Source organism: Mesorhizobium sp. (assembly GCF_965229135.1).
Lineage (GTDB): Bacteria > Pseudomonadota > Alphaproteobacteria > Rhizobiales > Rhizobiaceae > Mesorhizobium.
This window is the reverse complement of sequence record NZ_OZ245860.1, coordinates 46,704-72,611: the sequence shown is the minus strand read 5'-3', so window position 1 is coordinate 72,611 and position 25,908 is coordinate 46,704. Positions and strand designations below refer to the sequence as shown.

Here is a 25,908-nt window from a genome sequence, read left to right as displayed (position 1 = left end):
CGGCTCCTACTGATTGATCTCGGGTTCGACCAGCTTGGCCAGGTTGCGAAGCGATTCCTGCCAGCCGAGATAGCAGGCTTCGGCGGGAATGACGTCGGGAATACCGGCCTGCGTGATGTTCACTTCCGTACCCACCGACACTTTCGTCAGCGTCACCGTCACCTCGATCTCGCCCGGCAGGTTGGGATCGTCGAAGCGATCGGTGTAGCGCAGGCGTTCACCCGGAACGAGTTCGACATATTCGCCGCCGAACGAATGGCTCTCACCGGTGGTGAAGTTGCGGAACGACATCTTGAACGCACCGCCGACCTTGCCTTCGAGGCGATGGACCGTGCAGGTGAAGCCGTTCGGCGGCAGCCACTTGGCAAGCGCATCGGCCTCGATGAACGCGCGATAGACTTTTTGCGGGCTGGTCGTGAGGACACGGTGCAGGTGTACGGTGCTGGGCATTCGATATTCCTTCATGCTTTCTGGTTCGCGCCCCAAGGACGTCCGTCACGCAACTGATCCGACATGGCTATCGGACTTTTTTGACGGTCGACACATTGGAGCCGCATCGCCTCTCTCGCCAGGAGCCCACAGCGCGGCTGGACGGTCCCGCTGACCGTGGACGCTGGACAAGACGCAAGGCGTCCAGCACCGTAGCGCGATCAACGGAGGCGGGACATGGAAGGGTCGGTCAGACTGGGCATTGTCGGCGGCGCGGGCTGGCTGGGCGGCGCGATTGCCGGGGCGGTCCTGGCCGCTGGCCTTGTAAAGGTGCAAAACCTGACATTGTCCTACCGGCGCACCAAGCCCGAGCGCTTGGCGGGCGCCTTCTGGACGGACGACAACCAGGCGCTCGCCGATCGCTGCGATGTCATCTTGCTATCGGTGAGGCCCGAGGACTGGTCTTCCCTCATACTCGACGCGGATGGCCGGCTGGTGATTTCGGTGATGGCGGGCATCCGCCTCTGCGAGCTGTGCGACAAGCATGCTACCAGCCGCGCCGTGCGTGCGCTGCCCAACGCGGCGGCGGAGGCGGCAAGATCCTACACGCCGTGGATCGCGAGCCGCGAGACGACGGACGCGGATCGCGCGATCGTTCGCGCGATCTTCACGGCTTGTGGCGTCGAGGACGAGGTCGGCAGTGAGCGCGAAATCGACTACCTGACGGGGCTGACCGGATCGGGCCCCGCCTTCCCCGCCCTGCTGGCAAATGCCATGATGCGGGACGCCGTTGCCTTCGGCCTGTCGCCTCAGGTCGCGCAGCGGGCTGTCAACACCGTGCTCGTAGGCGCCGGCCGGCTGCTCGAACTGCGCGACACCTCGCCTGTCGAGACGGTCGAGGCCTTCCTCGACTATCGCGGCACCACCGCAGCCGCCATCGAGACCATGCGCGAAGCCGGCTTCGACGAGGCGGTGGCAAGGGGGCTCGCGGCGGCTTTCAACAAATCCATCGCAATGGGCCAGGGGCAGGCCCAGGAAACGGAAATCTAACGCGACCGAATGACCGTGTCGGTATTGGCCAGCAGCTTGCGCACGGCGTTGCGCGCCGCGTCCGGCTTCTGCAAGCGGATGTTCTTCTCGATCGCCTCATGCAGCTTCTGCGCATGGTTGAGATCGTCAACGGCCCGGGTGGTGAAGGTGAAGAGATGGTCGAAGGCGGATTCGATCAGGACGCCCAGCGGCACCAGGAGATCGTTGCCCGAGGCCCGCAGGATCGCCAGATGGAAGCGTGTGTCGGCACGCGTTCGCTCCTGCAGGCTGGTGGCCTCCCCCATCTCGCGGCAGGCTTGGCTGATCTCGGCCATCTGCTCGTCGGTCCGACGCATGGCCGCGAAGGCGGTTGCTTCCGGCTCGATGATGTGGCGGAATTCCTGCACGGTCTTCAGGAACACCTCGCGGTCCGGCGATGTCGCGTACCAGGCCAGCACATCGCGATCGAGCAGGTTCCAGCGCTCCTTCGGCTCTACCCAACTGCCGATCTTGGGCCGTGATGCCAGAAGGCTCTTGGCCATCAGCATCTTGATGGCCTCGCGCACAGCCGAACGGCTGACGCTGAACGTTTCCGACCATTTGGCTTCATTGGGCAGGATGGTGCCCGGCGGATAGTCGCCACGCACGATCCTCAGGCCAATCTCGCTGGCCAGAGATGTGTGCACGCTGGCGCCTGGAATGCGCGCCGCGTCGGCGCGACGAACCGCCGTCGGGCGCTCGGCTTCGGCGGTTTTCTTCGGCGATTTTTCCTTGTTCGGCTTTGCGTCCCGCATAGGCTCCAGAAAGTCCGGTTTCATCAAGCTGTCAAGCGCGGCCGGCGGGTTCACCCGCAAAGCCGGCCGCTGTGCACAGATCAACCCGGATTTGCCCCGCTATCCGTCCTATTTGACGTATTGGCGCCAGCTATGCTCCGGGCGGAAGCCAAGCATGTCCCTGGCCTTGCGGTTTGACAGCAGCGTCTCGAATTCGCCAAGTTCGCCCTTGACGGAAACGCCCGGATAGAACCGCTTCAGGAGCTCGGCAGTCGGCAGGTCGGACGAGGTGTCGTCATTGGCGGCGTTGAACACCTGGAAGCCGAGCCCATCCTTCTCGACGGCGCGCAGCGTGATCTGGCCGAGATCGCGCGCATCGACATAGCTCCAGGCAATACGCTTGCGGAAACCGGGATCGGCGAACCACTTGGGAAATAGCGAATATTCATGCGGTTCGATGACGTTGCCTATGCGCAATGCGTAGATGTCGATGCCGGCACGCAGGGCAAACGCCCGCGCGGTCTTCTCGTTGACGATCTTGGACAGCGCATAGCTGTCCATCGGATCGACATCATACTCCTCGTCAAGCGGGAAATACTGGGGATTGCGCGGCTCGTTGGCGAATACGAGGCCGTAGGTCGTCTCGCTGGAAGCAATCACCACCTTGCGGATGCCGAGCTTCACCGCTGCCTCGATGACGTTGTAGGTGCCCATCGCATTGATGCGGAACACTTCGTTGTCGGGCGTGATCATGATGCGCGGGATCGCCGCGAAATGCACGACGGCATCGACCGGCTGCGCGCGCAGAGACGGGTCGAACTCGTGCAGGCCCATATAGCTCGACAGCGCGTTGAACACCTGCCCGCTGTCGGTGATGTCGGTGATCAGCGTGCGCACTTTCGGGTTGTCGAGCGGCTTGGTGTCGATGTTGAGCACCTGGCAGCCCTGCTCGACAAGGTATTGCACGACATGGCGTCCAGCCTTGCCGCTGCCGCCGGTGAACATGATCCGCTTCGTCATTTTGCTCTCCACAATGCCTGTCTTTTCTGTATTGTCAGACAATATGGCGTTCTGCAATCGCCTGCCAACACGAGCGGCAAAAACCAGCCTGGATCGCCCTGCCGCACTGCCACGCACCATCCGCAAAACAGGACTTCAAGACATGAGCACGACCGCCGCGAACGAAAAGATCGGTTTCATCGGCCTTGGCCTTATGGGGCACGGTATCGCCAAGAATATCGTCGACAAGGGCTACGGCCTGACTTTCCTTGGCCGCAAGAACCGCAAGCCGGCGGACGACATGCTCGGCCGTGGCGCCAGGGAAGCGGCTACCGCGCGCGAGGTGGCGGAGGCATCCGACATCGTCTTCATATGCGTCACCGGCTCGCGCGAGGTCGAAGCCATCATCCGTGGCCCCGGCGGCCTCAAGGAGGGCCTGAAGAAGGGCTCGGTTGTCGTCGATTGTTCGACCTCCGATCCCGTTTCGACGATGGCGCTGGCAACCGAGCTCAAGGCGATCGGCGTCGACTATGTCGATGCACCGCTGAGCCGCACCCCGAAGGAAGCCTGGGAAGGCACGCTCGACGCCATGGTCGGCGCGCCCGATGCCGTCTTTGCCAGGGTGAAACCGGTGATCGACACCTGGGCCGGCCGCATCGTCCATATCGGCGACACCGGCGACGGCCACCGCATGAAGCTGCTCAACAATTTCATTTCGCTGGGCTACGCCGCCATCTATTCCGAGGCGCTGGCGCTGGCGCAGAAAGTCGGCATCTCGCCGCCGCGCTTCGACAGCGTCATCCGCAACGGCCGCATGGACTGCCCCTTCTACCAGACCTTCATGCGCTGGACGCTGGAGGGCGACCGTGACGCCCACAAATTCTCCATCGCCAACGCCTTCAAGGACCTCACCTATCTGGAATCGATGGCCGGTGCGGCCGGTATTGCCAACCCGCTCGGCAACGCCACCAAGAACTCGTTCGCGGGCGCATTCGCCGCCGGCCCGGAGGAACAGTTCGTGCCAATGCTGGCGACACATATCGGCAAGGTCAACGGTGTGGATCTGATGCCGACGAAGGATGGAAAAAAGCAGACGATTTGAGACGCTCCCGCAATGGTTTCGTCAATTGGCAACGTTGCAAGATGGATGCCAGCATCGCGGCCCCCCTTCTTCCCGTCACTATACGGGGAGAAAGACGCTCTCGCCGATGGTTTCGCCAATCATCGTCGTTGCAAGCAAGGCGCAGCTTATGGACAAAACTATCGCCGCCACCGACCGATCCCCTGATCGGTATTCTCCAGCAGCTTGTGCACGGCGTTGCGCGCCGCCGCCGGGCGCCTCAGGCGGATGTTCTTCTCGATCGCTTCATGCAGTTTCTGCGCGTGGACATGGTCGTTGACCTGAACGGTCGTGAACGCAAACAGATGGTCGAGCGCGGATTCGATCAGCACGCCAAGCGGCACCAGGAGATCGTTACCGGAGGCGCGCAGGATGGCGAGGTGAAAGCGCGTGTCGGCTTGCGTGCGCTCCGGCAGGCTTGCCGCCTCTCCCATCTCCAGGCACGCCTGGCTGATCTCCGCCATCTGCTCGTCGGTGCGCCGCATCGCGGCAAAAGCGGATGCCTCCGGCTCGATGATGTGGCGGAACTCCTGCACGGTCCTGAGAAACATTTCGCGGTCCGGCGCGCTCGCATACCAGGCGAGCACGTCGCGATCGAGCAGGTTCCAGCGTTCCCTGGGCTCCACCCAACTGCCGATCTTTGGACGTGATGTCAGAAGGCTCTTTGCCATCAGCATCTTGATGGCTTCGCGCACCGCCGAGCGGCTTACATTGAAGGTCTCGGCCCATTTGGCTTCGTTGGGCAGGATGGTGCCGGGCGGATAGTCGCCGCGCACGATCCTCAAGCCAATCTCGCTGGCAAGCGAAGCGTGCACGCTCGAGCCGGCGAACCTTGCCGCGTCGGCCCTACGCGGGGCGGGCAACTGGCCGGACCCTGACATGACCTCGGGAATTCGCTTCGTTGACCTGTCGTCCGGCATCCACGTTCCAATGCGTCGGCCGTCTGCCCTGAGCGCTGGCCACGCCAAAGCGGGAGCTTGTGCCCCGAACGATGCCGCCTTCCTGTGAGACAATAGACGGGGCGTCCGACGAGCGGACGCCCCGGTATCCTTGCTTACCGCTGGATGCAGGTGTCGACCGTTTCCTTGGTGCACTCGTCAAGGCCGGTGAAGACCGGGTCCGCAACCTTGGTGCCCTTGATCAGGTCGATCATCACCGACGGCGCCTTGTACCCCATCTCGAACGGCCGCTGGCCGACCAGCGCGGTGACAAGGCCATCCTTGGCGATCGCCACCTCGTCGCCGATCGTGTCGGCGGCGCCGATGACGAAGTCATTCTTGGCCAGCCGGTCCTTCAACGGACCAATCAGGTCGCGGTAAGGCTGTGGCGCGCCAAACAGCGGCCAGCCGCCCATGATGCCGAACGCGTCGAGCTTGGGATTGGCGGCGAGGATGTCGGTCATCGCCTGCACGCCTTTGGCGCCGTCATCATTTGTGAACACCGGGCAACCCGCGACTTCGGTCCAGCCGCCTTCACCGGCGAGCTTTGCCAGGCCCTTCTGGCCCGACAGCGCATCGCGCAAGCCTTGCGCGCGCTGCAGGATGTTGTCGGCCGCGGGATTGCCCTCGATCGTGCAGATGGTACCGCCCTTCGGCTTGGCCTTGGCGATGTATCCGCCGATCTTGACGCCCATCAGATAGTTGTCCGTGCCGAGATAGGTCTTGCGCAGCGCGGCGTCCGCCTTGGTCAGGTCGGCGTCGACGGTCATGATCGGGATCGTCGGATTGGCGGTCTTGATCGTCTGCGCGATCAGCGGCGCGTTGGATGGCGAGATCGCCACCGCGGCCGTATCGGGCTTGCTCAGCACATCCTGCAGGATCTGAGCCTCGCCGGCTTCGTCCGAAGTCGAAGCCGGACCGGTGTAGAAGCATTCATATTCCGAGCTGGCGTTTTCCTTGTTCCATTTCTCGCAGCCCTGGTGGATGGCTTCGAAGAACGGATTGTCGAGCCCCTTGACCACGATGACGAGTTGTTTCTTGGCCAAAGCCGGGCCGGCGCCCAGTGCCATCATGGCGACAGCGGCGAGCAGAAGTGATTTCCTCATGTCAGTCCTCCCTGGAAACAAGACGGACACGGCGTGCCCGCCACACAGACCGACCCGGATACGAGATGACAGAGGATCGTTACGCGAGCGCTCGTGTCGCCAAGCCAGATCGATAAGCATTTCAGATGCGATCGTGCCGGCTTCAACCAACCGGCGTGATCTGATCCCGCCCTGCAAACCGGCATGGGGATCGGCATGTTACTCCTCCGGCCTCAGCTAATAACGGCGAGCCGCCAACGTCAATGCCATTTGTCCTACAAAACGGATTTTTCAGGATCGTCAAAACCTATTCGTCCGACAATTGCGATATCTTATTCGTCTGACAATTGACGCCCGTGCGGGCATTTGCGTAAATGACGCCATCGCTGTTTCCGGGAGGAGCTGGGGAGAGCGAAGGCCAGGGCATGACCCGCATTGATGACGGGAACGGCGGCAGGCTGCATCACGGGGAGGCAAGAAGTCTGGTGGCGGTTCTCGAACTCACCAACATCTCGAAACATTTCGGCGCCATCCAGGCGGTCAACGACGTGTCGCTGTCGATCGACGCCGGACAGGTGGTCGGCCTGATGGGCGACAACGGCGCCGGCAAGTCGACGCTGGTCAAGATGATCGCCGGCAATTTCCGCCCGAGCCACGGCACCATGCAAATGGATGGCAAGGAACTGATCCTGCACAAGCCGGTCGAGGCCCGCCAGCACGGCATCGAGATCGTCCATCAGGATCTGGCGCTCTGCAACAATCTGACGGCGGCGGCCAATGTCTATCTCGGCCGCGAGCTGCGCCGCGGCGTCGGTCCGTTTCGCATCCTTGACTACGCCGCGATGTACAAGCGCGCCGGCCAGATTTTCGCGGAACTCAAGTCAGAAACCCGCCCACGCGACCTCGTCAAGCAGATGTCCGGCGGCCAGCGCCAGGCGGTGGCGATTGCCCGCACCATGCTGTCGCAGGCCAAGATCGTGCTCATGGACGAGCCGACGGCGGCGATCTCCGTGCGGCAGGTCGCCGAGGTGCTGAACCTGATCCGTCATCTGCGCGACCAGGGTATCGCCGTTGTCCTGATCAGCCACCGCATGCCCGATGTCTTCACTGTCGCCGACCGCGTCATCGTCATGCGGCGCGGCCGCAAGGTAGCCGACAAGACGATTGCCTCGAGTTCGCCCGAGGAAGTCACCGGGCTGATCACCGGCGCGATCGAACAAGTATGATGACCGGCCTTTCCAACGATTGCAGCAGTTAGGGGTGGACGATGGCATTCACAATTGATCAGCCGGTCGAACACAAGCAGCAATCCCTGCCCACCAGGCTGTTCGCCAGCCAGACCTTCTGGGTGGTAATCGCGGTGATACTGGCCTGCCTGTTCCTTTCGTTCGCGACCGATTCCTTCGCCACCTCGAAGAACATCTACAACATCACCCGCAACGTCACCTTCGTCGCCATCATCGCGCTCGGCATGACCTTCGTCATCATAACGGGCGGCATCGACCTGTCGGTCGGCTCGGTGCTGTGCCTGTCATCGATGGTGCTGGCCGTCACCATGCATGCCGGCTACTCGATAGAGGTCGGTATCCTCGCCTCGATCGCCACCGCGCTCGCCATCGGCGCTTTCAACGGCATCTTGATCGCCTATCTGGGTTTTCCGCCCTTCGTGGTGACGCTCGGCATGCTGTCCATCGCGCGTAGCCTTGCCATGGTCGCGTCCAACAACACGGTCGTCTTCCAGTTCGGCCCGGATCACGCCAAGCTTCTGGCGCTGGGTGGCGGCGCCTGGGTGTTCGGCATCGCCAATCCGGTGCTCTACACTATCTTGCTGGCCCTGATCACCGGCTTCGTCCTGCGCTGGACGAAATTCGGCCGCCACATCTTCGCCATTGGCGGCAATGAGCACGCGGCGACGCTGACCGGCGTTCCGGTGCGCCAGATCAAAGTCGCCGTCTACATGATTTCGGCATTGTCGGCCGGCATCGCCGGCATCATCGAGACCGGCTGGCTCGGCGCCGTCACCACCAACATCGGCACCGGCATGGAGTTGCAGGTCATCGCCGCCACCGTCATCGGCGGCGCCAACCTCGCCGGCGGCGTCGGCACCGCATTCGGCGCTATCGTCGGTGCCGCACTCATCGAGGTGATCCGCAACAGCCTTGGCCTGCTCGGCATCAACGCCTTCTGGCAAGGCGTGTTCATCGGCGGCGCCATCTTGCTCGCGGTGCTGTTCGATCGTATCCGCAATTTCAGGCGCAGCGACTGACGGAAACGAAGAACGTCGGCGCTGCCCCTCCCGGAGCGGCAACAAAGGATGCGCCAATGACGAACTCGCTGTTCCGCCTCGATGGGAGGCTGGCGCTGGTCACCGGCTCCGGCCAAGGTATTGGCCTTGCGATGGCGCGCGGCCTCGCCGAGCACGGCGCCAGCGTGGTGCTCAACGGCCGCGATCCGGCCAAGATAAATGGCGCCGTGGCGAGGCTGCGCGACGCCGGCTTCAAGGCTCATGCCTCGATCTTCGATGTGACGGATTCCAGCGCCGTCCATGACGACGTTGCCCGCATCGAGGCAGAGATCGGTGCCATCGACATCCTCGTCAACAATGCCGGCATACAGTTCCGCGCCCCGCTCGAGGACTTTCCCGAGGAGCAATGGGAGCGTCTGTTCAAGACCAATGTCACCGGTGCCTTCCACGCCGGCAAGGCCGTTGCCCGCCACATGATTGCGCGCGGCAAGGGCAAGATCATCAACATCGGCTCGGTGCAGAGCGAACTCGCCCGGCCGAACATCGCGCCCTATACGGCAACCAAGGGCGCGATCAGGAACCTCACCCGGGGCATGTGCGCCGACTGGGCCAGGCACGGCCTGCAGATCAATGCGATAGCGCCCGGCTATTTCCGCACCGAGATGAACCAGGCACTGGTCGACAATCCCGAGTTCACCGCATGGCTGGAAAAGCGCACCCCAGCCGGCCGTTGGGGCAATGTCGACGAGCTGATCGGCGCCGCCGTGTTCCTGGCTTCGGACGCGTCGTCGTTCGTCAACGGCCACACGCTGTATGTCGACGGGGGCATGACGGCGTCGGTGTGAGGTAGCGGCATGTCCTTGGTCGAACGCTTGCGCTGCCCTCATACTCCTGCCGGCACCTTCCCCTCGTATAGCGACTGGGGGAAGGGAGCTGGCTGCATCCTTAGCGCCTAGCTTGCAACGTTGGCGATTGGCGAAACCATGAATGACAGCGACTTTCTCCCCGTCCCTATACGGGGAGTTGAGGAGTGGTCCGCACAGCGGACGAAAGCCCATTGCTTGGCTTTTCGAACGACGAACGTCCGGCAGGACAATGAGGGGCAGCGCCGCTCTTCGGAATTCAAGGACAGCAAAGCGCTATTCGTTTTCGTACCTATCGCTCAGTCTGAAAATCCACCCTCGCGGCCCCGCAGGCACCACGCGCCGCACCCCCGCGCCTTGACGCCCATCCGAATTCGGCAGCACAATCCCGAATGCAGGCGAAGGGAGGCCAGTCGCCTGCGGGAGGATATGCCATGACGGAAGCGATCAGGCTCTATTGGGGCCGGTTCGGACATGTTTCTGTCCTGAATGTCGCGAGCGACTTCGTCACTCATGCCCATGGCGAGGCGCACCTGATCATATGGCTCGAAGGCACTGCCGGCGAGATGACTGTAGGCCGCGAGACGGTGCGGCTCGGTCCAGGGACCGCCGCGGGCATCAACTCACTTCAGCCGCACAGCCACGTGCTGTCGCAGGATGGCAGGCCCGGGCTGTTCCTTGCCTTCTACATCGATCCGGACTGGGCGCGGCGACGGCGTGACCTGCCTTCTTCCGCGCCGCTGTTTAAGCAGGCTGCAATAACGCTGGAACCTTGGCTGCACCAGGCCGCCGCCAGCCTGCTCGACCATCTGAGCGACAATGAAAGCGTCGATGATGTCGCCAATTACGAGATCGAGCGTTTCATCGACTCGGTGCTCGATGCCGCCGACGCCTCGGCACCGCAGGAAGCGCGCATCCGCATAAACACCATGCAGGATTTCCGCGTCCGCAAGGCGATCCAGTTGATGAAGGCCAATGTCTGCGAGCGCATCTGCTTCGACGACGTGGCGCGCAGCGTCGGCCTCTCGCGGCCGCATTTCTTCGCGCTGTTCAAGGAACAGACGAACCTGACGCCCAACGTGTACTGGAACACGTTGCGCATGGAGGAAGCGGTGCGGCAACTGCAGTGGTCGCGGGAGCCGCTGATCTCGGTCGCCTGCAATCTCGGCTTCACCACGCAGGGCAATTTCTCCCGCTTTTTCCGCGACCATGTCGGCGTTCCCCCGACGCTCTATCGCGAGGCCGCGCGGGCGATCTCCTGACGACATCGTTTTTCAGACTGGTTGATACGCACGCAAGACGCATTGATAAGCGCCGCCGCGCCAGCCGCCCTACCCTTGCCGCAACGATCATTCGCAAGGGAACACCGCATGGCAAAAGTCACCATTTCCAGCGTCATAGACGCGCCGGTCGAAAAGGTCTGGGCGCGCATACGCGACTTCAACGGCCTGCCTGGCTGGCATCCGCGCATGGTGGAAAGCCACATCGAGGACGGCAAGGATGCGTCAACGATCGGCTGTGTGCGCAATTTCCAGCTCGCCAGCGGCGCCCGCATCCGTGAAAAGCTGCTCGACTTCTCCGATGACAATTTCCTCGTCAGCTACTCCATCCTTGAGACGCCACAGCCGCTGACAAATCATAAGGCAACGTTGCAGCTGCGGCGCGTCACGGATGGCGACCGTACCTATGCCGAATGGACAGCCAGCTTCGACGCGGCGCCTGAAGAAGCCGACAAGATCGCCGCGGGCATGGGCGCCAATGTCTTCCAGGGTGGCTTCAACGCCCTGAGGGACCATTTCGCTGGCCAGAACTGACGGAGCGGGTCATGGCGCTGGCACTGCGGACTTTCGCATCGGTCAAGGATGCCAACGCGGCATTGTTGCTCCCGGGCACACGCTATCTCGGCGGTGGCACGCTGGTCGTGCGCGCCGCCAATGAGGGCGATGTCGCGGTCTCCGGCCTCGTCCGCGCGACTGATCCGGCCTTGTCGGCCATCGCCGTTTCCGGCGAAAAAATTCGCATCGGCGCATCGGTGACTATGGCGGCGATTGCTCGCCATCCGGATCTCGGCCCCCTTGCCAAGGCCGCGCGCGCCGTCGGCGGCCCGGCGGTGCGCAACATGGCTACCGTCGGCGGCAACCTGTTCGCGCCGGCGCCCTATGGCGACTTCGCCGTTGCCTTGCTGGCGCTTGCTGCCACGGTTGCAACGGACGCCGGCGAAACGCCGATCGAGGCCTTTCTGGCCGGGCGTGACGGCAGCCGCGCCATCGTCACATCGATCAACTTCGCGCTTCCATCGCAAGGCGGCTTTCGTTTCCTGAAAGCGTCGCGGGTCAAGCCCAAGGGCGTCTCGGTTCTCAGCATCGCTGCCGTTCTGGAGCAGGCCGCCGACGGCACCGTTTCCTCGGCCCGGATCGCGCTTGGCTGCATGGCCGATCAGCCCATACGCGCCAACGCGGCGGAAAAGGCGCTGCTGGGCAGGAAGCTTGACGCTGACGGCATTGGCCCGGCGCTGGCAGTAGCCTGCGAAGGCACATCGCCAATCACCGATCCGATCGCTAGCGCCTGGTATCGCGCTGAAGTGCTGCCGGTCCATCTCGGCCGGTTGCTGATTGGCTGAAAAACACCCGTCGGGGGCGCGCGTCTGTCCGATCCGTCGGGCAGGCGCGCAAGGAGGAAACATGGGAAAAGTTCCAGTTCAATTCACGCTCAACGGCCTTGAGAAGGCCGAGTTCGTCGATAGCGGCGCAACCCTGCTTCATGCATTGCGCGACAAGATCGGCGACACCGCGCCGAAAGGCGGCTGCCACCAGGGCACCTGCGGCGCCTGCTCCGTCATCATTGACGGCGAACTCCGGCTCTCCTGCCTGACGCTGGCCGAGACCTGCAACGGCGCGTCGATCACTACGACGTCGGGCCTTGCCGAGGGTGGCGTGCTGCATCCCCTGCAGCGCGCTTTCCTCGATACGTTCGCCACGCAATGCGGCTTCTGTACGCCGGGCATGATCATGGCCGCCAAGGTGCTGCTCGACCACACGCCCAACCCCAGCCGCGACGACGTCGTGGAAGCGCTGTCGGGCAATATCTGCCGCTGCACCGGTTACGAGCCGATCATCCAGGCGGTGCTGCTTGCGGCCCGCGCCAATTCGCAGAACGCGGCCTGAGGGACCAAAAGAATGGAAGTGCGCAAGAACTATTTCGCCGACGTTCGCAAGGACGACCTGCACGAGATCGGGCAGCCCAGGCCACGCTCGGATTCACCCGGCCATGTCACTGGCAAGACCGCCTTCTTCGCCGACCGCAATTTCCCCGGCATGCTGCACCTGAAGATGGTGCGCAGCCCGCACCATCACGCCCGCATCCGCTCGATCGACACTTCGGAGGCGGAAAAGCATCCGGGCGTGGTAAAGATTCTCACCGCCAAGGATGTGCCGCACAACGTCTACACCATCCTGATCCTGATCCAGATCGGCCCGGAGGATGAGACTGTTCTGGCCGACGGCAAGGTGCGCTGGAAGGGCGAGGCCGTGGTGGCGGTGCTGGCCGAGACCGAGCGCGCCGCGCAAGAAGCCGCCGCCAAGGTCAAGGTCGATTACGAAGTGCTGCCGGCGGTCTTCGACATGGAGGAAGCGCTGAAGCCGGGCGCGCCTCTGGTCAATGAGTACCATGGCCAGAACTACTATCTCTATGACAGCGGCGCGTGCCGCAAGGTGCGCTTCGGCGATGTCGAGGCAGGCTTTGCCGAGGCCGATCACGTGCTGGAGCAGAGCTACCAGTCCTCACCGATAGAGCACGCACCGACCGAGACCACCGGCTGCGTCGTGGCGCCGGAGGGCAATGACCGCTTCACCTGCTACACCAACACGCAGGCGATGTTCTTCACGCTCGACAACACATCGATCATCCTGCGGATGCCCGGCAGCAAATTGCATTTCGTCGGCGGCACTGTCGGCGGCGGCTTTGGCGGCAAGGTTGACGTCATCGTCGAGCCGATCGCCATCCTCGGCGCCAAGCTCACCGGCCGTCCGGTTTCCTTCATCTACAGCCGCGAGGAGGAGATGCAGATCTCGTCACCGCGCGCGGCCGAGAAGGTCGTCATCAAGGATGGCGTCATGAAGGATGGCCGCATTATCGCGCGCAAGGTGACCGGCTATACCGATGCCGGCGCCTATTCGCGCCATTCGCCCTATGGCGCGCAGAAGGGCGCCGGCCACTATCCAGGCCCCTACACCATTCCCAATGTCTGGATCGACACCTATTGCGTCTACACCAACCGCACGCCGTCATCGGCCATGCGCGGCTTCGGCGTCACCATTGGCGACTTCGCGCTGGAGGTGCAGATGGACAAGCTGGCGCGGCTGATCGGCATGGACCCGCTCGAATTCCGCTTCATCAACGCCTACCGCGACGGCGACATGAAGGCGCACCGCCAGCCGACGGAGGGGGCGGCACTCATCGAGTGCATGCAGGAAGCCTCGCGCGCCGCCAACTGGCCGGTGGCGGAGAAGTTCATGGCGATGTCATCCTATGTGAAGGGAGCTTGAGATGGCGATCAGGCGTGGACGCGGCGTGGCCGCGATCAACTATCCCACGGGCATGAACCTCGGCGGTGATCCGACGCAGGCGCTGGTGCACTCGACCCCGACCGGCAACTTCATGGTGACGCTTTCCAGCGTCGATCTCGGCCAGGGCATGAAACAGATCATGGCGCAGATCTGCGCCGAGACGATCGGTGTGCCCACAGACCGCGTCGTCGTCGACACCGCAGACACCGACACCGGCCCCCACTGCATGGGCACGTTCGCTTCACGCGGCACGCACCGCGCCGGCAACGCCGTCATCCAGGCCGCGAAGGAAGCCCGCCAGGTGATGCTGGAAGTGGCCGCCGAAGAGCTGGAAGTGAATGCCTCCGACCTCGAGACCGACGGCCAGGGCAACATCCTGGTCAAGGGCGCGCCGCAGAAATCAATATCGATCTTCGATGTCGCCCTGTCGGCGCATTTCAAGCGTGGCCGTTCGATTTCCGGACGCGGCATGTTCCTGATCCCGCGCTCCTATCCGGAAAAAGAGACCGGCGCGATGAAGCCTTCGACCTGCTATGCCCACGCCTGCACGGTGGCGGAGGTCGAGGTCGACGACGAAACAGGCGAGGTCACGGTGCTGACCGTGAAGAACGTCTTCGAGATCGGCCGCGCTTTGAACCCGAAAATGGTCGAGCAACAGCTGGTCGGCGGATCGTGGATGGGCATCAGCCACGCGCTCTACGAGACGACCGAGCCGTACTATCCCAACCGCGATCATGGCGGCACCGACTTCAACCAGTATCTGATGCCGGGCCCCGGCGATCTCGCCGAAACCGAGATCATCGTGCTGGAGCGGCCCTCGGCGGATGGTCCATACGGTGCCAAGGGACCGGGCGAAATGTGCGCCAACCCGCAGATACCCGCCGTCGCCAATGCCGTTTTCGACGCCGTCGGCGTGCGCGTCGACACGCTGCCGATCACGCCGGAGCGCATCCTGCGGGCGCTCAAAGGCGCAAGCGGCGAACTGAGGACATGCCCGGGGTGAACGCCGAGACATCAGCGGCCTCGCCGGAGGCAGTGGCGGAGCAGCTCGCAGCCTCCCGTTATCTGGCCGACGAAAGCCTGGCAACCGCCATCTTCCTAGCGATCCGGCTCGGCAAGCCTCTGTTGCTTGAGGGCGCGCCGGGAGTCGGCAAGACCGAGGCCGCGAAAGCCATTGCCAGCCTGCTCGGCCGCGACCTCGTCAGGCTCCAATGTTACGAAGGCATCGACGCCGGTCACGCGCTTTATGAATGGAACTATCAGCGCCAGCTACTCGCCATCCGCCATGCCGGCGAACGCGAGATAGACATCTATGACGATCGCTTCCTGATCGCCCGGCCGTTGTTGCAGGTGCTGAAGGCGCCGGAGCAGCGCGTGCTGCTGGTCGACGAGATCGATCGATCCGACCACGAGTTCGAGGCGCTGCTGCTGGAATTCCTCTCCGATTTCCAGATCAGCATTCCCGAACGCGGCACCATCCGCGCCGAAGCGCAGCCGATCGTTATCCTGACCTCGAACCGCACCCGCGAACTCGCCGAGGCGCTGCGCCGCCGCTGCGTCTACCATTGGATCGGCTATCCCGACGCCGAGCGCGAAGCCGCCATTATCATGCTGCGTGCCGGAGATGTGGCCGAGGCGACGGCACGCGCCGTGGCCACAGCCGTGCAAACCATCCGAGCACGCCCACTGGCCAAGCCACCCGGTATCGCCGAGGCGGTCGAATGGGCCAACGCAGCGACCATTCTGGAAAAGGGCGGCAGCCCATGGCCGGAAGCCTTCCGCCGCGCCATCGGCGTGCTGATCAAGGACGAGGAGGATTTATCCTACATCGCGCCCGAGCTTGGCCGCATCGTCGAGGAGGCCCTGGCGTGAGCCGAGACCTGAACGATCCCTTCTCCCCGTTCACGGGGAGAAGGTGCCCCGAAGGGGCGGATGAGGGGCAGCGCCATGATCACCAGAAGTGGGCGCCGCCCCTCATCCGCCTGCCGGCATCAGGGGTCGAGCCGCCTGTCTCGACCCGTCCTTCGCACCCCCGTAAATGGGGAGAGGAGCACTTACACCGCGCCGTAGCGCCCTTGCTCGGCTTTGCACGCCTGCTTCGCCGCTACGGCTTCGCCGTGGCGCCCGAGCAGGTCGTCAACTTCATGCATGCGGTGACCCTGCTCGGTCCCAGATCGATGGCCGACATCCGCGAGGCCGCCCTTGCCACGCTCGCACCACCGCCGGATCGCCGCGACGAGTTCGAAGCGCATTTCCAGAGCCATTTCCATGGCAACGCATCCGCCGTCGTCGAGGGCGAGACCGACGAGGAAACCCAAATCAAGGATGATGGCGGCGCCGACGACGAACGCATCCAGGCCGAACAGAGCCAGGAAGGCGGCGAACTGTCATCGGCACTGGAGCAATTGAGCACGCGCGATTTCCAGCGGGACGACGATGGGCTGAACGCCTTTCGCCGCAAGCTCGCCTCCGCCTTGCCCGCGCGCCGCGCCTTCCGCACCCAACGCACGCACTCGCGCGGCAAGCTCGACCTGCGCCGCTCGCTCAGGGAAATCGTCAGCGCCGATGGCGATGTCCCCTCGCCACTGCTGCGCCGCCGCCAGACCGTGCCGCGCAAGCTGCTGCTGCTTATCGATGTTTCCGGCTCGATGAAGCTGCATACGGCGGACTATCTCAAGCTGGCGCATGCCGCCGTGCAAGGCGCTGATCGCGCCGAGATCTTCACCTTCGGCACGCGGCTGACCCGTATCACCACCGCGCTGCGTATCCGCGACCGCGACCAGGCGTTGGCGCGCGCGGCCGCCCAGGTCGACGACTGGGACGGCGGTACAAGGATGGGGCCGACGCTGCTCGCGTTTCTCTCGGTGCCGCGATTCTCCGCCTTCGCGCGCGGAGCGGCCGTCGTCATCCTTTCCGACGCGCTGGAACGCGGCGGCCATGCCGAACTGGAGACAGCCATGCGCCGGCTGAGCGCCCGTGCCTTCCGGCTGTCGCTGGCGACACCGCTGGCCGGCGATCCTCGCTTCCGCCCGGTGACGGCGGCGCTCAGCGCCATCCTGCCGGCCTTGGACGATCTCATCGACGGCTCATCGGTGAAAAGCCTCACCGGTTTCATCCTGTCGCTTGCCCGCCCTGCCCCGGCCGCGGCGGCAATCTGGAAAAAGGTATCGTGATGCAGAAAGCCATCGACGCGCATTTCCACATCTGGCGCCAGCAGGATCAGCCATGGCTCGTGGGACCTATGGTGCCGCGCATCTTCGGCCCCTACGAGCCGATCCGCCGCGACTATCCGATCGAGGAATTCCTCGAAGACCAGAAGGGCTCGGGCGTCGAGAAGGCCGTCTATGTCCAGACCAACTGGGCGAAGGAGGATTTCGAAAAGGAAGTCGCCTTCCTGCAGAAGACCGCCGACGAGACCGGCTGGCCGCACGCCATCGTCGGCTACGCCGACATGACGGTGGACGACGTCAGGCCGCGGATCGACCGGCTGGTCAAATACAAGCTGCTGCGCGGCGTGCGCATGCAACTGCACTGGCATGAGACGCCGGCCTTCCGCTTCGCCGCCTCGGCCGACCAGGTCATCGATCCCAATGTGCGAGCCAATGTCGCCCGGCTCAAGGATTACGGATTGTCCTTTGACCTGCAGCTGTTCCCAGCACAGATGAAGGATGGCTTGACGCTGGTCGGCGAAAACCCGCGGACCGATTTCATCCTCACCCATGCCGGCATGCTGACCGGCATGGAGCCGGAAACCACGGAAGCGTGGATGCAGGGCCTGCGTACCCTGTCGGCCGCGCCCAATTTCTACGCCAAGCTGTCCGGCCTCGGCACCTTCGTCCACCGCAACGATCCGGCACTGATCGCCTACATCGTCGACAACACGATCGACATACTGGGCACGGATCACCTGATGTTCGGCTCGAACTTCCCGATCGAGAAACTGTGGACCAGCCACGCCGCGCTGATCAAGGCCCATCGGGAAGCGGTCGCGAAGCACGGTGCGGCGGCGGAAGCCGATGTTTTCTGGAACACGGCGGAGAAGGTCTATCGGCCTGTGTAGCGCGTAAGACTGACCTTCTCCCCCTGCGGGAGAAGGAAGCCCCTCACTTCACCTCGAACTGCGGATCGACCGGAATCTGTAGCGCCGTCACCATATCGTTGGTCTGCCCGGCCAGCCCGATGATCGACACCAGTTCACCATGCTGCGCATCGGTCATGCCCTTGGCCCGCGCGGCCGCCGTATGCGAATGAACGCAGTAGGAGCAGCCATTGGCGGTGGAGACCGCGATGTAGATCATCTCCTTGGTCAGCGGGTCGATGGCGCTGTCGGCAACCATCACCGCCTTCAGCTGTTCCCAGGTTCGCTTCAGCGAGGCTGGATCGTTGGCCAGCCCGCGCCAGAAATTGTTGACGAAATCGGATTTGCGCGTCGCGCGGATATCGTCGAACACGGCCTTCACGGCCGGGATTTTCTCGACCTCGGCGTCGCTAAGAAGTTTTGTGGTGGCCATGGCCTGGTCCTTTCGTTTGAATCGCGATGTGAAAAAATGCCGTTAAACCATTTGCGATGCAGACAGAATTGCCCCCATCCGTAACCTTGGCGCCCCTGCAGCGCCAACAATTGGCGAAGCCCGAGCGACAAGCCCCCCTCTCCCCGTCCCTATACGGGGAGAGGATGCCGGCAGGCAGGTGAGGGGCAGCGCCGACGTTTCGAACAGCGAGGCTTGCCGAGCGTCACCCGCGCTACGGACTCGGGTGACTTCGCGCGGGACAGCCAATCGCCAACCTCAGCGCCGCCCCTCATCGCCCTGCCGGGCACTTCTCCCCGTATAGTGACGGGGAGAAGGGGCTGTCCGCAACCTACCACCTCGTTCTGCAACCTCGAAAAAAGGTGCCGGCCTCACCTGAATCTAGTGTACCGCCGCGTACATGATCTTCTCTTCTGTCGCCTCCGCTGGCGAAAACTCCTCGACAATGCGGCCCTGACGGCACACCAGGATGCGGTCGGAAAGGTTCATGATCTCCGGCAGGTAGGAAGAAATCACGACGACGGCCAGACCCTCGTCGGCCAGCCGGTTGATGATCTGGTGGATTTCGGCGATGGCGCCGACATCGACGCCGCGCGTCGGCTCGTCGAAGATGACGATGCGTGGCTTCTGAACCAGTCCCTTGCCGATCACCACCTTCTGCTGATTGCCGCCGGACAGTTCGACCACACGGGCGTTGTCGTTGATCGCCCTGATGTTCAGCGTCTTCGTCCATTCAGCCGCAAGCTGCCGCATCTCCTGCTGGTTGATCACCCAGGCCTTTTCGCGGCCGGCCGCCAGCAGCCCGCCGAACAGGTTCTCGGCAATGCCCATCGTCTCGAAGATGCCTTCGCTCTTGCGGTCCTCGGTGACGTAGACGATGCCGTCGGCCACCGCCTCGCTCGGCACCAGATAACGTACCGGTTTGTCATCGAGCTCGATGGCCCCGCCGCGCAGGAAATCGCGCTTGTAGATGCCGGACACGATCTTGAAGGTCTCGGTGCGGCCCGAGCCGATCAGCCCGAACACGCCGGTGATCTGGCCTTCGAAGATCGAGAAGGATGTGTTGCGCACGACATTGCTCATAGAGATGTCCTGCACCGACAGCACCTTCCGCCCGGCCTTGCGAAGCTTCGCCTCGTCGCGCTGCTGGTAGAGCTGGCCCGACAAAGTGCGCCCGACCATGGCGGCGACGATCCTGTCGCGGTCGAAGGCGGATGTGTCGTCGGTGATCACCAGTTCGCCATCGCGCAAAATGGTGATGCGGTCGGCGATGCCAAGCGCCTCTTCCAGCGCGTGGCTGATGAAGACGATGGAAACGCCATTCGCCTTGAGCCGGCGGATCAGCGCGAAGAAGTGGCGCTTCTCCTCCGGCGTCAGCGTCGCCGTCGGCTCGTCGAAAATGATGATCTCGGCATTGTGGTGGACGGCACGCGCGATCTCGACCATCTGCCGCTTGGCCGCGCCCAGCGTCGCCACCATCGCATTCGGGTCGACGGGAAAATTCAGCGACTGCAGGAACTGCTGTGCTGAAATATACGTGCCGCGCAGCCGGTTGAGGAATTTTTCAGTACCGAGATAGAGGTTCTGCGCCACCGTCATCGACGGCACCAGGCTGGTCTCCTGGAACACCATGGCAATGCCGGCCTCAAGCGCCGCGTGCGGCGAGGCGTAGGCGATCTCCCTGCCCTTGTGGAACATCTTGCCCGAGGTGGCGTCGACGACGCCGGCGATGATCTTGGTCAGCGTCGATTTGCCGGCGCCATTCTCGCCGAGCAACGCGTGGATCTCGCCCTTGCGCAATTCGAAGCTGACATTCTTGACCGCGGGCACGCCGCGATAAGTCTTGGTGACGTCTTCCAGTCGAACGATCGCTTCCATCACAAACCTCCCGATGCGAGGTCGACGGCCAGCACGCAGTCGCCGCCCCTGGAGGCGATGACCAGCCTACCGTCCTTTTCGACTACGCTGCAGATGCCATGGCGTGTGCCGTTGGCGCGACTGTGCAGGCTGAATTGCGGCTGCATGTTTTGGTCCAACTTGACTACCAGCCCGTAGGAACGGCTTGGCGACCAAGGTTTGTGAATGCCCATGGTGCGAATGCCGCCGCATTGCAGCGGTTCGAGGAAGCTGCGGTTGGAGGCCAGCGCCGGCGCGATCCAGTAGGCCGGCGGCACCTGGTCGATCATGTCCTGACGGTAGTGGGTTTCCTGCAGCACGAATTCGATCAGCCGATTGCGCGGCGCAAACAAGGTCAGCCACGCCCCGCCATCAGCGGACGGCGACAGCCGCGCCGGATACCCAGGCAAATGCGCCAGCACCGTTGAACGATTGCCGGTCGCGCCATCGAAGCGGACGAGTTGGTGACGCCAGCTTTCGCTGACCAGCACATCCCGCCCCTTGGGATGAAGTCCGTAGGGGAACGCGATGTCGCCCGCGACTTTCTGGATGCGAATCTCCGAGGGGCCGCATCTCCATAGCGAACCGGAAGCGCCCTTCTTCATCAGGTCGGCCGCCCATTGCGACGGCGTGTGCTCGGCCGAACCATTGGCCAGCCACAACGCACCATCATCGGCATAGGCAAGTGCGGTGATGCAGCGAATTTCCGCCGGCAGTGAGATCTCGCTGCCGGCCATCAGCAGCTTGCCGCTTTCGAGCCCCACCGTCGGCTGGCCTGACGGCGACAGCGCCAGCGCGGTCACGGCAGACGGAAAGGTCTCGGCCACGGCAGGTTCAGCACCGGCTTTGATCGAATAGATTGCATTGCCGCTTGAGGCCAGAAGCCGCCCATCGGCAACCAGAAGATTGTCTGGCTCAGCCAGACTGGTCAGAGGCGACGCATCGTCCAGCCGCGTGTTGGGGCGAAAGGCGCCGTCGAGCGGCGGGATGGTGACCGCCTTGCCACGAAACATATCCAGGATCGGATCTAGGATCATGATTTCGCTCCCCAATAGGAAGCCGGGCTGGTCCAGTTCGGGTCTGCGCCCGCGATCTTGTAGCGGCCGATGCGGTTGTTGAGGATGCCGCCGACGAAGAGATATCCTTTGTGCTCGCGCATCGAAGTCACCATCGGATGCGCGCCGCCCGAAAGGTCTCCCATCGCCTCGACGATGCCGCCGGTCTCGTTGAACTTCACCACGCCGCCGGTGTTGATGTTGGGGAACAGCCATTCGTCCTGCGGCAGCCGTCGTGTCATGCGCTTGCGCATGTCGGGATGGCGCAACGACAGGTCGAAGCTCGGCGTGCGCATGCCCAGCCACGCCATCCAGTAATTGCCGTCGGACGCCCGGTTGATGTTGTCGGGATAGCCCGGCATGTCGCGGATGACGCATTCGGCGGTGCCGGCCTTCGGCCCTTCCAGCCAGTAGCGGTGCACGCGGCAGGCCCAGCTTTCGGCGAAGAACAGCGACTTGCCGTCATGCGCCATGCAGACACCGTTGGTGTAGCGATAGCCGTCGAGCAGCGTCTTGGTCGAACCATCCCTTGGATCGTAGACCAGCAGCCGACCGGTGGCGCGGTTCTCGATCGAGTCCAAAGCCCAGTCATGCGCGTCGTAGCGCTTGGTCGAATCCGTGAAGTAGATGCGGCCATCCGGCGCGATATCGCAGTCATTGGGATCGCGCAGCCGCGCATCGTCGACGATCGAGGTCCAGGACCGCGACGTCTCTGCCGAAAGGCGCTTCACTTCTCGATCAGGGGAGACGGAATACAGTCCCATGGCGCCGACGCAACTGATCAGATTGCCCGCCTTGTCGAAGGCGAGGCCGAGCGGGAAGCCACCGATATGGGCAAAGACTTCCGACCTGACATAATCCGGCGCGAAGAAGCGGACGATCTCGCCATGGCGCGTGCCGCAATAGAGATGGTCGTCGCGGTCGAGGATGACGTCTTCGGGCCCTTCCAACTCACCAAGCCCGATATGGTCGGCGGCCGACAGGCGATTGTCGAGTTCATAGGGCGTGCCCGAACCGGGCGCGGCTGACTGCGTTGCGCCCATCTTCAGATATACCGGCGCGACATAGACCTCGTTCAGAACCTTGTGGCGGTTCTTCAGCCAGCGAATGTCGATGGTCACGGCGACAGCCAGCATGATGCCCAGCACCATCTGGTTGGTGCCGGTGCCGTAGCCCAGACGGATCAGCCCGTTGGTCATGGTCAGGACGATGATCGCGCCCATCAGTCCCTTGATCACCGAGCCGCGTCCGCCGCCGAGGCTGACGCCGCCGACCACTGCCGCCGTCAGTGCCATGATCTCGAGGTTGAGGCCGGTGCCCGGCCCTGCCCCGCTCAAGCGGCACGCGATGAGGAAGCCGCCGATCGAGGCGCAGAAGCCGGAGAAGACATAGGTCATGAACACGGTGCGGCGCACGCGGATGCCGGCATTGTGCGCCGAGCGCCTGGAGCCGCCGACCGCCAGCACATGCCAGCCCGGCCGCGACCGCGTCAGCGCGATATGGGTGACGATGGCCAGGATGATCGCCAGCCATACCGAGACCGAGAGCCCCCAGAAGGTGCTGTCGCCGATGAAGTCGAGGACTTTGGACGTCGCGGTCGAAAGCTGCACGTCGGCCGCGTAGGTGGTGACGAGGATGTCGAACAGCGCCCTGCCGAAGATGAAGGTGACCAGCGTGGTGAGGAAGGCGCGCAGCCTGAGGTAGCCGACGAGGTAGCCGTTGATGGCGCCGAAAACCAGCCCGGTGACGAGCGAAGCCGCCAGCGCCAGCCAGATCGACTGTTCCAGGATGAAGAAGACATAGACGGCGGAAAAGCAGGACAGTGCGAAGATCGACCCGACCGATAGATCGATGCCGCCGCCCAGCATCACCACCGTCATGCCGGTGACGACCATCGAGAATTCGCCGAGCTGGCGCGTCGATTCCTGCAACGAGCCCAGCTTGAAGAAGCCGGGAATGATCGAGCCGAACACGCCAAGTGTCGCCACCAGCGCCAGGAACGGGATGGCGTTGTCGGTCCACCGCTTGGTCAGGATTTCGCCGACGACATGATCGGGCACGAGGTTGTAGCGCCAGGACTGGAGGCGTTCGCGAAAGGACATCGGCTGCTGCTACTTCAAGAGAAAGAGGTGGCCGGACAATCCGGCCACCTCGTTGATATCGGACTGGAGTGTGCGGCTTACTTCGCCGCCGCTTCGGCCTGCAACGCCTTCAGGTCCCAGCAACTGTCGGGCTTGAGGTCTGCCTTGGTCGTCGCCTTCTCCAGCGTGTAGATGTAGGTGTGCGACGTGCCGGCCGGCTGGCCGCTCTGCAGCAGGAACTTGATGATCGCGTTCATGTCGCCCGACTGGCGGGCAAGGTCGGTCATGACGACCGCGCCATAGGTGCCATCAGCCAGCTTGTCGCAATCTGCGGCCTTTTCGCCGCCGCCGGTGGTGACCAGGAACACCTTGCCGTCGAGCTTGGCATCGCGGATCGCGGCGGACGCGCCGGTCGCGTCGCCGTCCCAGAAGTCGATGATGGCGCAGATATCCGGGTTCTGCTGCAGCATCGTCGTGGTCACGTTGCGCGATGTCGTCGCGTCCCAGTTGGAGTCTGGCTTGGCCACGACCTTGAAGTCGGGATTCTTGTCGAGCACCTTCATGATGCCGGCATATTGGTAGAGGCTGGAAGAGTTCGCCTGGTCGCCTTGCACCAGTCCGATCTTCTTCGACGAATTCGGGCCGCAGCCCTTGATCGCCGCTTCGGCCTCGAGCTGGCCGAGCCGGTCCCAGTCGCTGCCAACGAAGGCATCGGCCGGGAAGTTGGCGGGATTGTCGACCAGCAGCACGTAGGTGCCCGCCGCCTGCGCCTTCTTCATCAGCTTGGAATAGGAATTGAGGTCGGGTGCGTGAATGATCAGCACGTCCGGACGCGTGTCCGAGGAAATGGCATCGGTGATCGCCTGTGCGCCGGCATCGACCACCCAGTTCGGGTCGCGCGTTTCGAATACGCCGCCCCAGGCTTCGACTTCCCTCTTCAGATAATGTGCCCAGCCCTGTGCGAGGTCGAAGCCCATGGCCAGCGGCACCAGCATGACGCGCTTGCCCTTGAGCGCCTGCGCGTAGGCCGCCGGACCAGGATCGTCGGCGGCGAAGGTTGGCGCCACGAAGGCAGTGACGGCAAGCGCCGTGGCCGCGGCCATCAATGTCCTGATGAATTTCATGTCTGATCCTCTCGTTTCAGTTGTCATTGCCGGCCGATCGAAATGGATCGGACCGGGTACCCCTAGATGTCGCCCTGCTGGGCGGTCTGCTCGTCGCGCGGATTGATGATGCCGTCGACGATGATGGCGCCAAGCAGGATCGCCGCCTTGATCAGGTTTTGATAAAGCAGCGGAATGTCGATGATGGTCATCGCGTTCAGCAGGATGCCGATCAGCGCGGCGCCAACCAGCACGTTGCGCACCCCGCCCCGCCCACCGGAAAGCCCGATGCCGCCGATCACCGCAACCAGCACGATGTCGTAGAGCAGCGTGGAGTTGACGACGCGGGTGTTGATCGAATGCAGGCTGGCGGCGGTCAGCAGGCCGGCGACCAGCGAGACGATCGCCGAGACCACATAGCGCAGCACCAGCATCGGGCGCACGGGAATCCCGATGTTGCGCGCGGCCACCGGATTATCGCCGGCGAAATAGATATAGCGGCCCCATTTGGTGTAGCGCAGGAACAGGAAGAAGACGAAGGCCAAGCCCGCGAAGACGAAGACTTCGACTGGAATATCGAGGAAGCGCAGGCCGCCCAGAAGCTCCACCCAATGCCCCTGCGGCACCGGCACCGCATCCTGCGTGATCAGTTGCGAGCGGACATAGCCGAAGACGAAGGAGCCCGTCGCCAGCGTCACGAAGATCGCCGGAACATCGGCATAGGCGACGAGAAACCCGTTGAGCAACCCGATCGCCAGCACGCCGGCCAGCACATAGACGAAGGCCAGCCCGTCAGGCGTTCCCGTGTTCAGGAGTTGCAGGTACCACGCGACCGACATCGCCATGATCGCGACGGCCGACAGGTCGATGCCCCTCCCGATGATGACGACGGCCATGCCAAGCGCCAGTATGCCGAGCACGGACACGGAGCGGACGATGGCGACGAGGTTGTTGGGATCGATGAAGCCCGGAAGGCCTATGGCCGCGGCAACGAACAGGATGACCGCGATGGCAAAGACAATGCCTTCCTGGTTCAGGCGCCTCAAACTCGGCAAGCCGGTCGTGTTCATTGCTGATATCTTTCGCCCCGATGGCAGCGCTGCCATCCCGGGGGAAAGCTAATCGGCCAAACGCCGGTTCGTCAAATGAATCCGCGTTCAACAGGGGCTGCACGCCGCCATATTCGCCGGGTGGCCGG

At 63.4% G+C, this 25,908-nt stretch carries 25 protein-coding genes; 14 read left to right on the top strand and 11 right to left on the bottom strand.

Features of this window, described 5'->3' with window-relative positions; genetic code table 11:
• Window positions 1-6 precede the first annotated feature (6 nt).
• Window positions 7-450, bottom strand: coding sequence for an SRPBCC family protein (locus tag ACO07C_RS00355; protein WP_421912252.1), 444 nt, complete (start codon window positions 448-450; stop codon window positions 7-9).
• A gap of 216 nt (window positions 451-666) precedes the next feature.
• Here ACO07C_RS00355 and ACO07C_RS00350 point away from each other — a divergent pair, with 216 nt between their 5' ends.
• Entirely contained in the window at window positions 667-1,479 is an 813-nt protein-coding gene (locus ACO07C_RS00350) for a pyrroline-5-carboxylate reductase family protein (protein WP_421912251.1), read from the top strand.
• On the opposite strand, the gene ACO07C_RS00345 is transcribed toward ACO07C_RS00350, so the two are convergent.
• Together ACO07C_RS00345 and ACO07C_RS00340 are read right to left on the bottom strand one after the other, a co-directional pair.
• Window positions 1,476-2,252 (bottom strand): FadR/GntR family transcriptional regulator, encoded by a 777-nt coding sequence (locus ACO07C_RS00345; RefSeq protein ID WP_421917413.1) that lies wholly within the window; start codon window positions 2,250-2,252, stop codon window positions 1,476-1,478. The genes ACO07C_RS00350 and ACO07C_RS00345 overlap by 4 nt on opposite strands.
• A gap of 108 nt (window positions 2,253-2,360) precedes the next feature.
• Window positions 2,361-3,251, bottom strand: coding sequence for an NAD-dependent epimerase/dehydratase family protein (locus ACO07C_RS00340; RefSeq protein WP_421912250.1), 891 nt, complete (start codon window positions 3,249-3,251; stop codon window positions 2,361-2,363).
• Between the two features lie 142 nt (window positions 3,252-3,393).
• Between ACO07C_RS00340 and ACO07C_RS00335 the strand changes: the two genes are divergently transcribed.
• A complete protein-coding gene (locus ACO07C_RS00335) occupies window positions 3,394-4,332 on the top strand; it encodes an NAD(P)-dependent oxidoreductase (protein ID WP_421912249.1) in 939 nt (312 codons plus the stop codon).
• A 158-nt stretch (window positions 4,333-4,490) separates the two neighbouring features.
• Here ACO07C_RS00335 and ACO07C_RS00330 read toward each other — a convergent pair whose 3' ends face one another.
• The gene (locus ACO07C_RS00330; RefSeq protein ID WP_421912248.1) at window positions 4,491-5,270 is read right to left on the bottom strand and encodes a FadR/GntR family transcriptional regulator; all 780 of its coding nucleotides are present in this window, start codon (window positions 5,268-5,270) and stop codon (window positions 4,491-4,493) included.
• 134 nt (window positions 5,271-5,404) lie between these two features.
• Window positions 5,405-6,394: a sugar-binding protein gene (locus ACO07C_RS00325; RefSeq protein WP_421912247.1), complete on the bottom strand. Its 990-nt coding sequence runs from the start codon at window positions 6,392-6,394 to the stop codon at window positions 5,405-5,407.
• Between the two features lie 464 nt (window positions 6,395-6,858).
• Between ACO07C_RS00325 and ACO07C_RS00320 the strand changes: the two genes are divergently transcribed.
• The 12 genes from ACO07C_RS00320 (at window position 6,859) to ACO07C_RS00265 (ending at window position 18,106) form a co-directional block, all read left to right on the top strand.
• Window positions 6,859-7,599 carry an ATP-binding cassette domain-containing protein gene (locus ACO07C_RS00320; RefSeq protein ID WP_421917412.1) on the top strand — a complete coding sequence of 247 codons (741 nt, stop codon included), beginning with the start codon at window positions 6,859-6,861 and terminating at the stop codon, window positions 7,597-7,599.
• Window positions 7,600-7,640: 41 nt separating this feature from the next.
• Window positions 7,641-8,639 carry an ABC transporter permease gene (locus tag ACO07C_RS00315; protein ID WP_421912246.1) on the top strand — a complete coding sequence of 333 codons (999 nt, stop codon included), beginning with the start codon at window positions 7,641-7,643 and terminating at the stop codon, window positions 8,637-8,639.
• 56 nt (window positions 8,640-8,695) lie between these two features.
• Window positions 8,696-9,463, top strand: coding sequence for an SDR family oxidoreductase (locus ACO07C_RS00310; protein ID WP_421912245.1), 768 nt, complete (start codon window positions 8,696-8,698; stop codon window positions 9,461-9,463).
• Window positions 9,464-9,915: 452 nt separating this feature from the next.
• A complete protein-coding gene (locus ACO07C_RS00305; protein ID WP_421912244.1) occupies window positions 9,916-10,743 on the top strand; it encodes a helix-turn-helix domain-containing protein in 828 nt (275 codons plus the stop codon).
• Window positions 10,744-10,851: 108 nt separating this feature from the next.
• The gene (locus ACO07C_RS00300; RefSeq protein WP_421912243.1) at window positions 10,852-11,295 is read left to right on the top strand and encodes an SRPBCC family protein; all 444 of its coding nucleotides are present in this window, start codon (window positions 10,852-10,854) and stop codon (window positions 11,293-11,295) included.
• Window positions 11,296-11,306: 11 nt separating this feature from the next.
• Window positions 11,307-12,101, top strand: coding sequence for an FAD binding domain-containing protein (locus ACO07C_RS00295; RefSeq protein ID WP_421912242.1), 795 nt, complete (start codon window positions 11,307-11,309; stop codon window positions 12,099-12,101).
• 61 nt (window positions 12,102-12,162) lie between these two features.
• Window positions 12,163-12,645: a (2Fe-2S)-binding protein gene (locus ACO07C_RS00290; RefSeq protein ID WP_421912241.1), complete on the top strand. Its 483-nt coding sequence runs from the start codon at window positions 12,163-12,165 to the stop codon at window positions 12,643-12,645.
• A gap of 12 nt (window positions 12,646-12,657) precedes the next feature.
• Entirely contained in the window at window positions 12,658-14,025 is a 1,368-nt protein-coding gene (locus ACO07C_RS00285) for a xanthine dehydrogenase family protein molybdopterin-binding subunit (RefSeq protein ID WP_421912240.1), read from the top strand.
• A 1-nt stretch (window position 14,026) separates the two neighbouring features.
• Window positions 14,027-15,049, top strand: coding sequence for a xanthine dehydrogenase family protein molybdopterin-binding subunit (locus tag ACO07C_RS00280; protein WP_421912239.1), 1,023 nt, complete (start codon window positions 14,027-14,029; stop codon window positions 15,047-15,049).
• On the top strand, window positions 15,037-15,918 hold the full coding sequence (locus ACO07C_RS00275; RefSeq protein ID WP_421912238.1) for an AAA family ATPase: 882 nt from the start codon (window positions 15,037-15,039) through the stop codon (window positions 15,916-15,918). The genes ACO07C_RS00280 and ACO07C_RS00275 overlap by 13 nt, the downstream gene beginning before the upstream one ends.
• Window positions 15,915-17,219: a vWA domain-containing protein gene (locus ACO07C_RS00270; protein WP_421912237.1), complete on the top strand. Its 1,305-nt coding sequence runs from the start codon at window positions 15,915-15,917 to the stop codon at window positions 17,217-17,219. The genes ACO07C_RS00275 and ACO07C_RS00270 overlap by 4 nt, the downstream gene beginning before the upstream one ends.
• Entirely contained in the window at window positions 17,219-18,106 is an 888-nt protein-coding gene (locus ACO07C_RS00265) for an amidohydrolase family protein (protein ID WP_421917411.1), read from the top strand. Before ACO07C_RS00270 ends, ACO07C_RS00265 begins: the two co-directional genes overlap by 1 nt.
• A gap of 43 nt (window positions 18,107-18,149) precedes the next feature.
• Here the strand turns inward: ACO07C_RS00265 and ACO07C_RS00260 are convergent, their stop codons facing one another.
• The 6 genes from ACO07C_RS00260 to ACO07C_RS00235 form a co-directional block, all read right to left on the bottom strand.
• A complete protein-coding gene (locus ACO07C_RS00260) occupies window positions 18,150-18,557 on the bottom strand; it encodes a carboxymuconolactone decarboxylase family protein (RefSeq protein ID WP_421912236.1) in 408 nt (135 codons plus the stop codon).
• A 399-nt stretch (window positions 18,558-18,956) separates the two neighbouring features.
• The gene (locus ACO07C_RS00255) at window positions 18,957-20,453 is read right to left on the bottom strand and encodes a sugar ABC transporter ATP-binding protein (RefSeq protein ID WP_421912235.1); all 1,497 of its coding nucleotides are present in this window, start codon (window positions 20,451-20,453) and stop codon (window positions 18,957-18,959) included.
• Window positions 20,453-21,508 (bottom strand): hypothetical protein, encoded by a 1,056-nt coding sequence (locus tag ACO07C_RS00250; RefSeq protein ID WP_421912234.1) that lies wholly within the window; start codon window positions 21,506-21,508, stop codon window positions 20,453-20,455. Before ACO07C_RS00250 ends, ACO07C_RS00255 begins: the two co-directional genes overlap by 1 nt.
• Window positions 21,505-23,628, bottom strand: coding sequence for an ABC transporter permease (locus ACO07C_RS00245; protein WP_421912233.1), 2,124 nt, complete (start codon window positions 23,626-23,628; stop codon window positions 21,505-21,507). The genes ACO07C_RS00250 and ACO07C_RS00245 overlap by 4 nt, the downstream gene beginning before the upstream one ends.
• A gap of 77 nt (window positions 23,629-23,705) precedes the next feature.
• Window positions 23,706-24,731 (bottom strand): sugar ABC transporter substrate-binding protein, encoded by a 1,026-nt coding sequence (locus ACO07C_RS00240; RefSeq protein WP_421912232.1) that lies wholly within the window; start codon window positions 24,729-24,731, stop codon window positions 23,706-23,708.
• A 62-nt stretch (window positions 24,732-24,793) separates the two neighbouring features.
• Window positions 24,794-25,780: an ABC transporter permease gene (locus tag ACO07C_RS00235; RefSeq protein WP_421912231.1), complete on the bottom strand. Its 987-nt coding sequence runs from the start codon at window positions 25,778-25,780 to the stop codon at window positions 24,794-24,796.
• Window positions 25,781-25,908 lie beyond the last annotated feature (128 nt).

Bases quoted from the DNA above. Each gene is read 5' to 3' on its own strand.
- ACO07C_RS00260 (WP_421912236.1), bottom strand. From the start codon at position 18,557: ATGGCCACCACAAAACTTCTTAGCGACGCCGAGGTCGAGAAAATCCCG.
- ACO07C_RS00250 (WP_421912234.1), bottom strand. From the start codon at position 21,508: ATGATCCTAGATCCGATCCTGGATATGTTTCGTGGCAAGGCGGTCACC.
- ACO07C_RS00345 (WP_421917413.1), bottom strand. From the start codon at position 2,252: ATGCGGGACGCAAAGCCGAACAAGGAAAAATCGCCGAAGAAAACCGCC.
- ACO07C_RS00300 (WP_421912243.1), top strand. From the start codon at position 10,852: ATGGCAAAAGTCACCATTTCCAGCGTCATAGACGCGCCGGTCGAAAAG.
- ACO07C_RS00325 (WP_421912247.1), bottom strand. From the start codon at position 6,394: ATGAGGAAATCACTTCTGCTCGCCGCTGTCGCCATGATGGCACTGGGC.
- ACO07C_RS00285 (WP_421912240.1), top strand. From the start codon at position 12,658: ATGGAAGTGCGCAAGAACTATTTCGCCGACGTTCGCAAGGACGACCTG.
- ACO07C_RS00235 (WP_421912231.1), bottom strand. From the start codon at position 25,780: ATGAACACGACCGGCTTGCCGAGTTTGAGGCGCCTGAACCAGGAAGGC.
- ACO07C_RS00275 (WP_421912238.1), top strand. From the start codon at position 15,037: ATGCCCGGGGTGAACGCCGAGACATCAGCGGCCTCGCCGGAGGCAGTG.
- ACO07C_RS00255 (WP_421912235.1), bottom strand. From the start codon at position 20,453: ATGGAAGCGATCGTTCGACTGGAAGACGTCACCAAGACTTATCGCGGC.
- ACO07C_RS00245 (WP_421912233.1), bottom strand. From the start codon at position 23,628: ATGTCCTTTCGCGAACGCCTCCAGTCCTGGCGCTACAACCTCGTGCCC.
- ACO07C_RS00280 (WP_421912239.1), top strand. From the start codon at position 14,027: ATGGCGATCAGGCGTGGACGCGGCGTGGCCGCGATCAACTATCCCACG.
- ACO07C_RS00290 (WP_421912241.1), top strand. From the start codon at position 12,163: ATGGGAAAAGTTCCAGTTCAATTCACGCTCAACGGCCTTGAGAAGGCC.
- ACO07C_RS00295 (WP_421912242.1), top strand. From the start codon at position 11,307: ATGGCGCTGGCACTGCGGACTTTCGCATCGGTCAAGGATGCCAACGCG.
- ACO07C_RS00350 (WP_421912251.1), top strand. From the start codon at position 667: ATGGAAGGGTCGGTCAGACTGGGCATTGTCGGCGGCGCGGGCTGGCTG.
- ACO07C_RS00265 (WP_421917411.1), top strand. From the start codon at position 17,219: ATGCAGAAAGCCATCGACGCGCATTTCCACATCTGGCGCCAGCAGGAT.
- ACO07C_RS00305 (WP_421912244.1), top strand. From the start codon at position 9,916: ATGACGGAAGCGATCAGGCTCTATTGGGGCCGGTTCGGACATGTTTCT.
- ACO07C_RS00340 (WP_421912250.1), bottom strand. From the start codon at position 3,251: ATGACGAAGCGGATCATGTTCACCGGCGGCAGCGGCAAGGCTGGACGC.
- ACO07C_RS00310 (WP_421912245.1), top strand. From the start codon at position 8,696: ATGACGAACTCGCTGTTCCGCCTCGATGGGAGGCTGGCGCTGGTCACC.
- ACO07C_RS00335 (WP_421912249.1), top strand. From the start codon at position 3,394: ATGAGCACGACCGCCGCGAACGAAAAGATCGGTTTCATCGGCCTTGGC.
- ACO07C_RS00330 (WP_421912248.1), bottom strand. From the start codon at position 5,270: ATGCCGGACGACAGGTCAACGAAGCGAATTCCCGAGGTCATGTCAGGG.
- ACO07C_RS00355 (WP_421912252.1), bottom strand. From the start codon at position 450: ATGCCCAGCACCGTACACCTGCACCGTGTCCTCACGACCAGCCCGCAA.
- ACO07C_RS00315 (WP_421912246.1), top strand. From the start codon at position 7,641: ATGGCATTCACAATTGATCAGCCGGTCGAACACAAGCAGCAATCCCTG.
- ACO07C_RS00240 (WP_421912232.1), bottom strand. From the start codon at position 24,731: ATGAAATTCATCAGGACATTGATGGCCGCGGCCACGGCGCTTGCCGTC.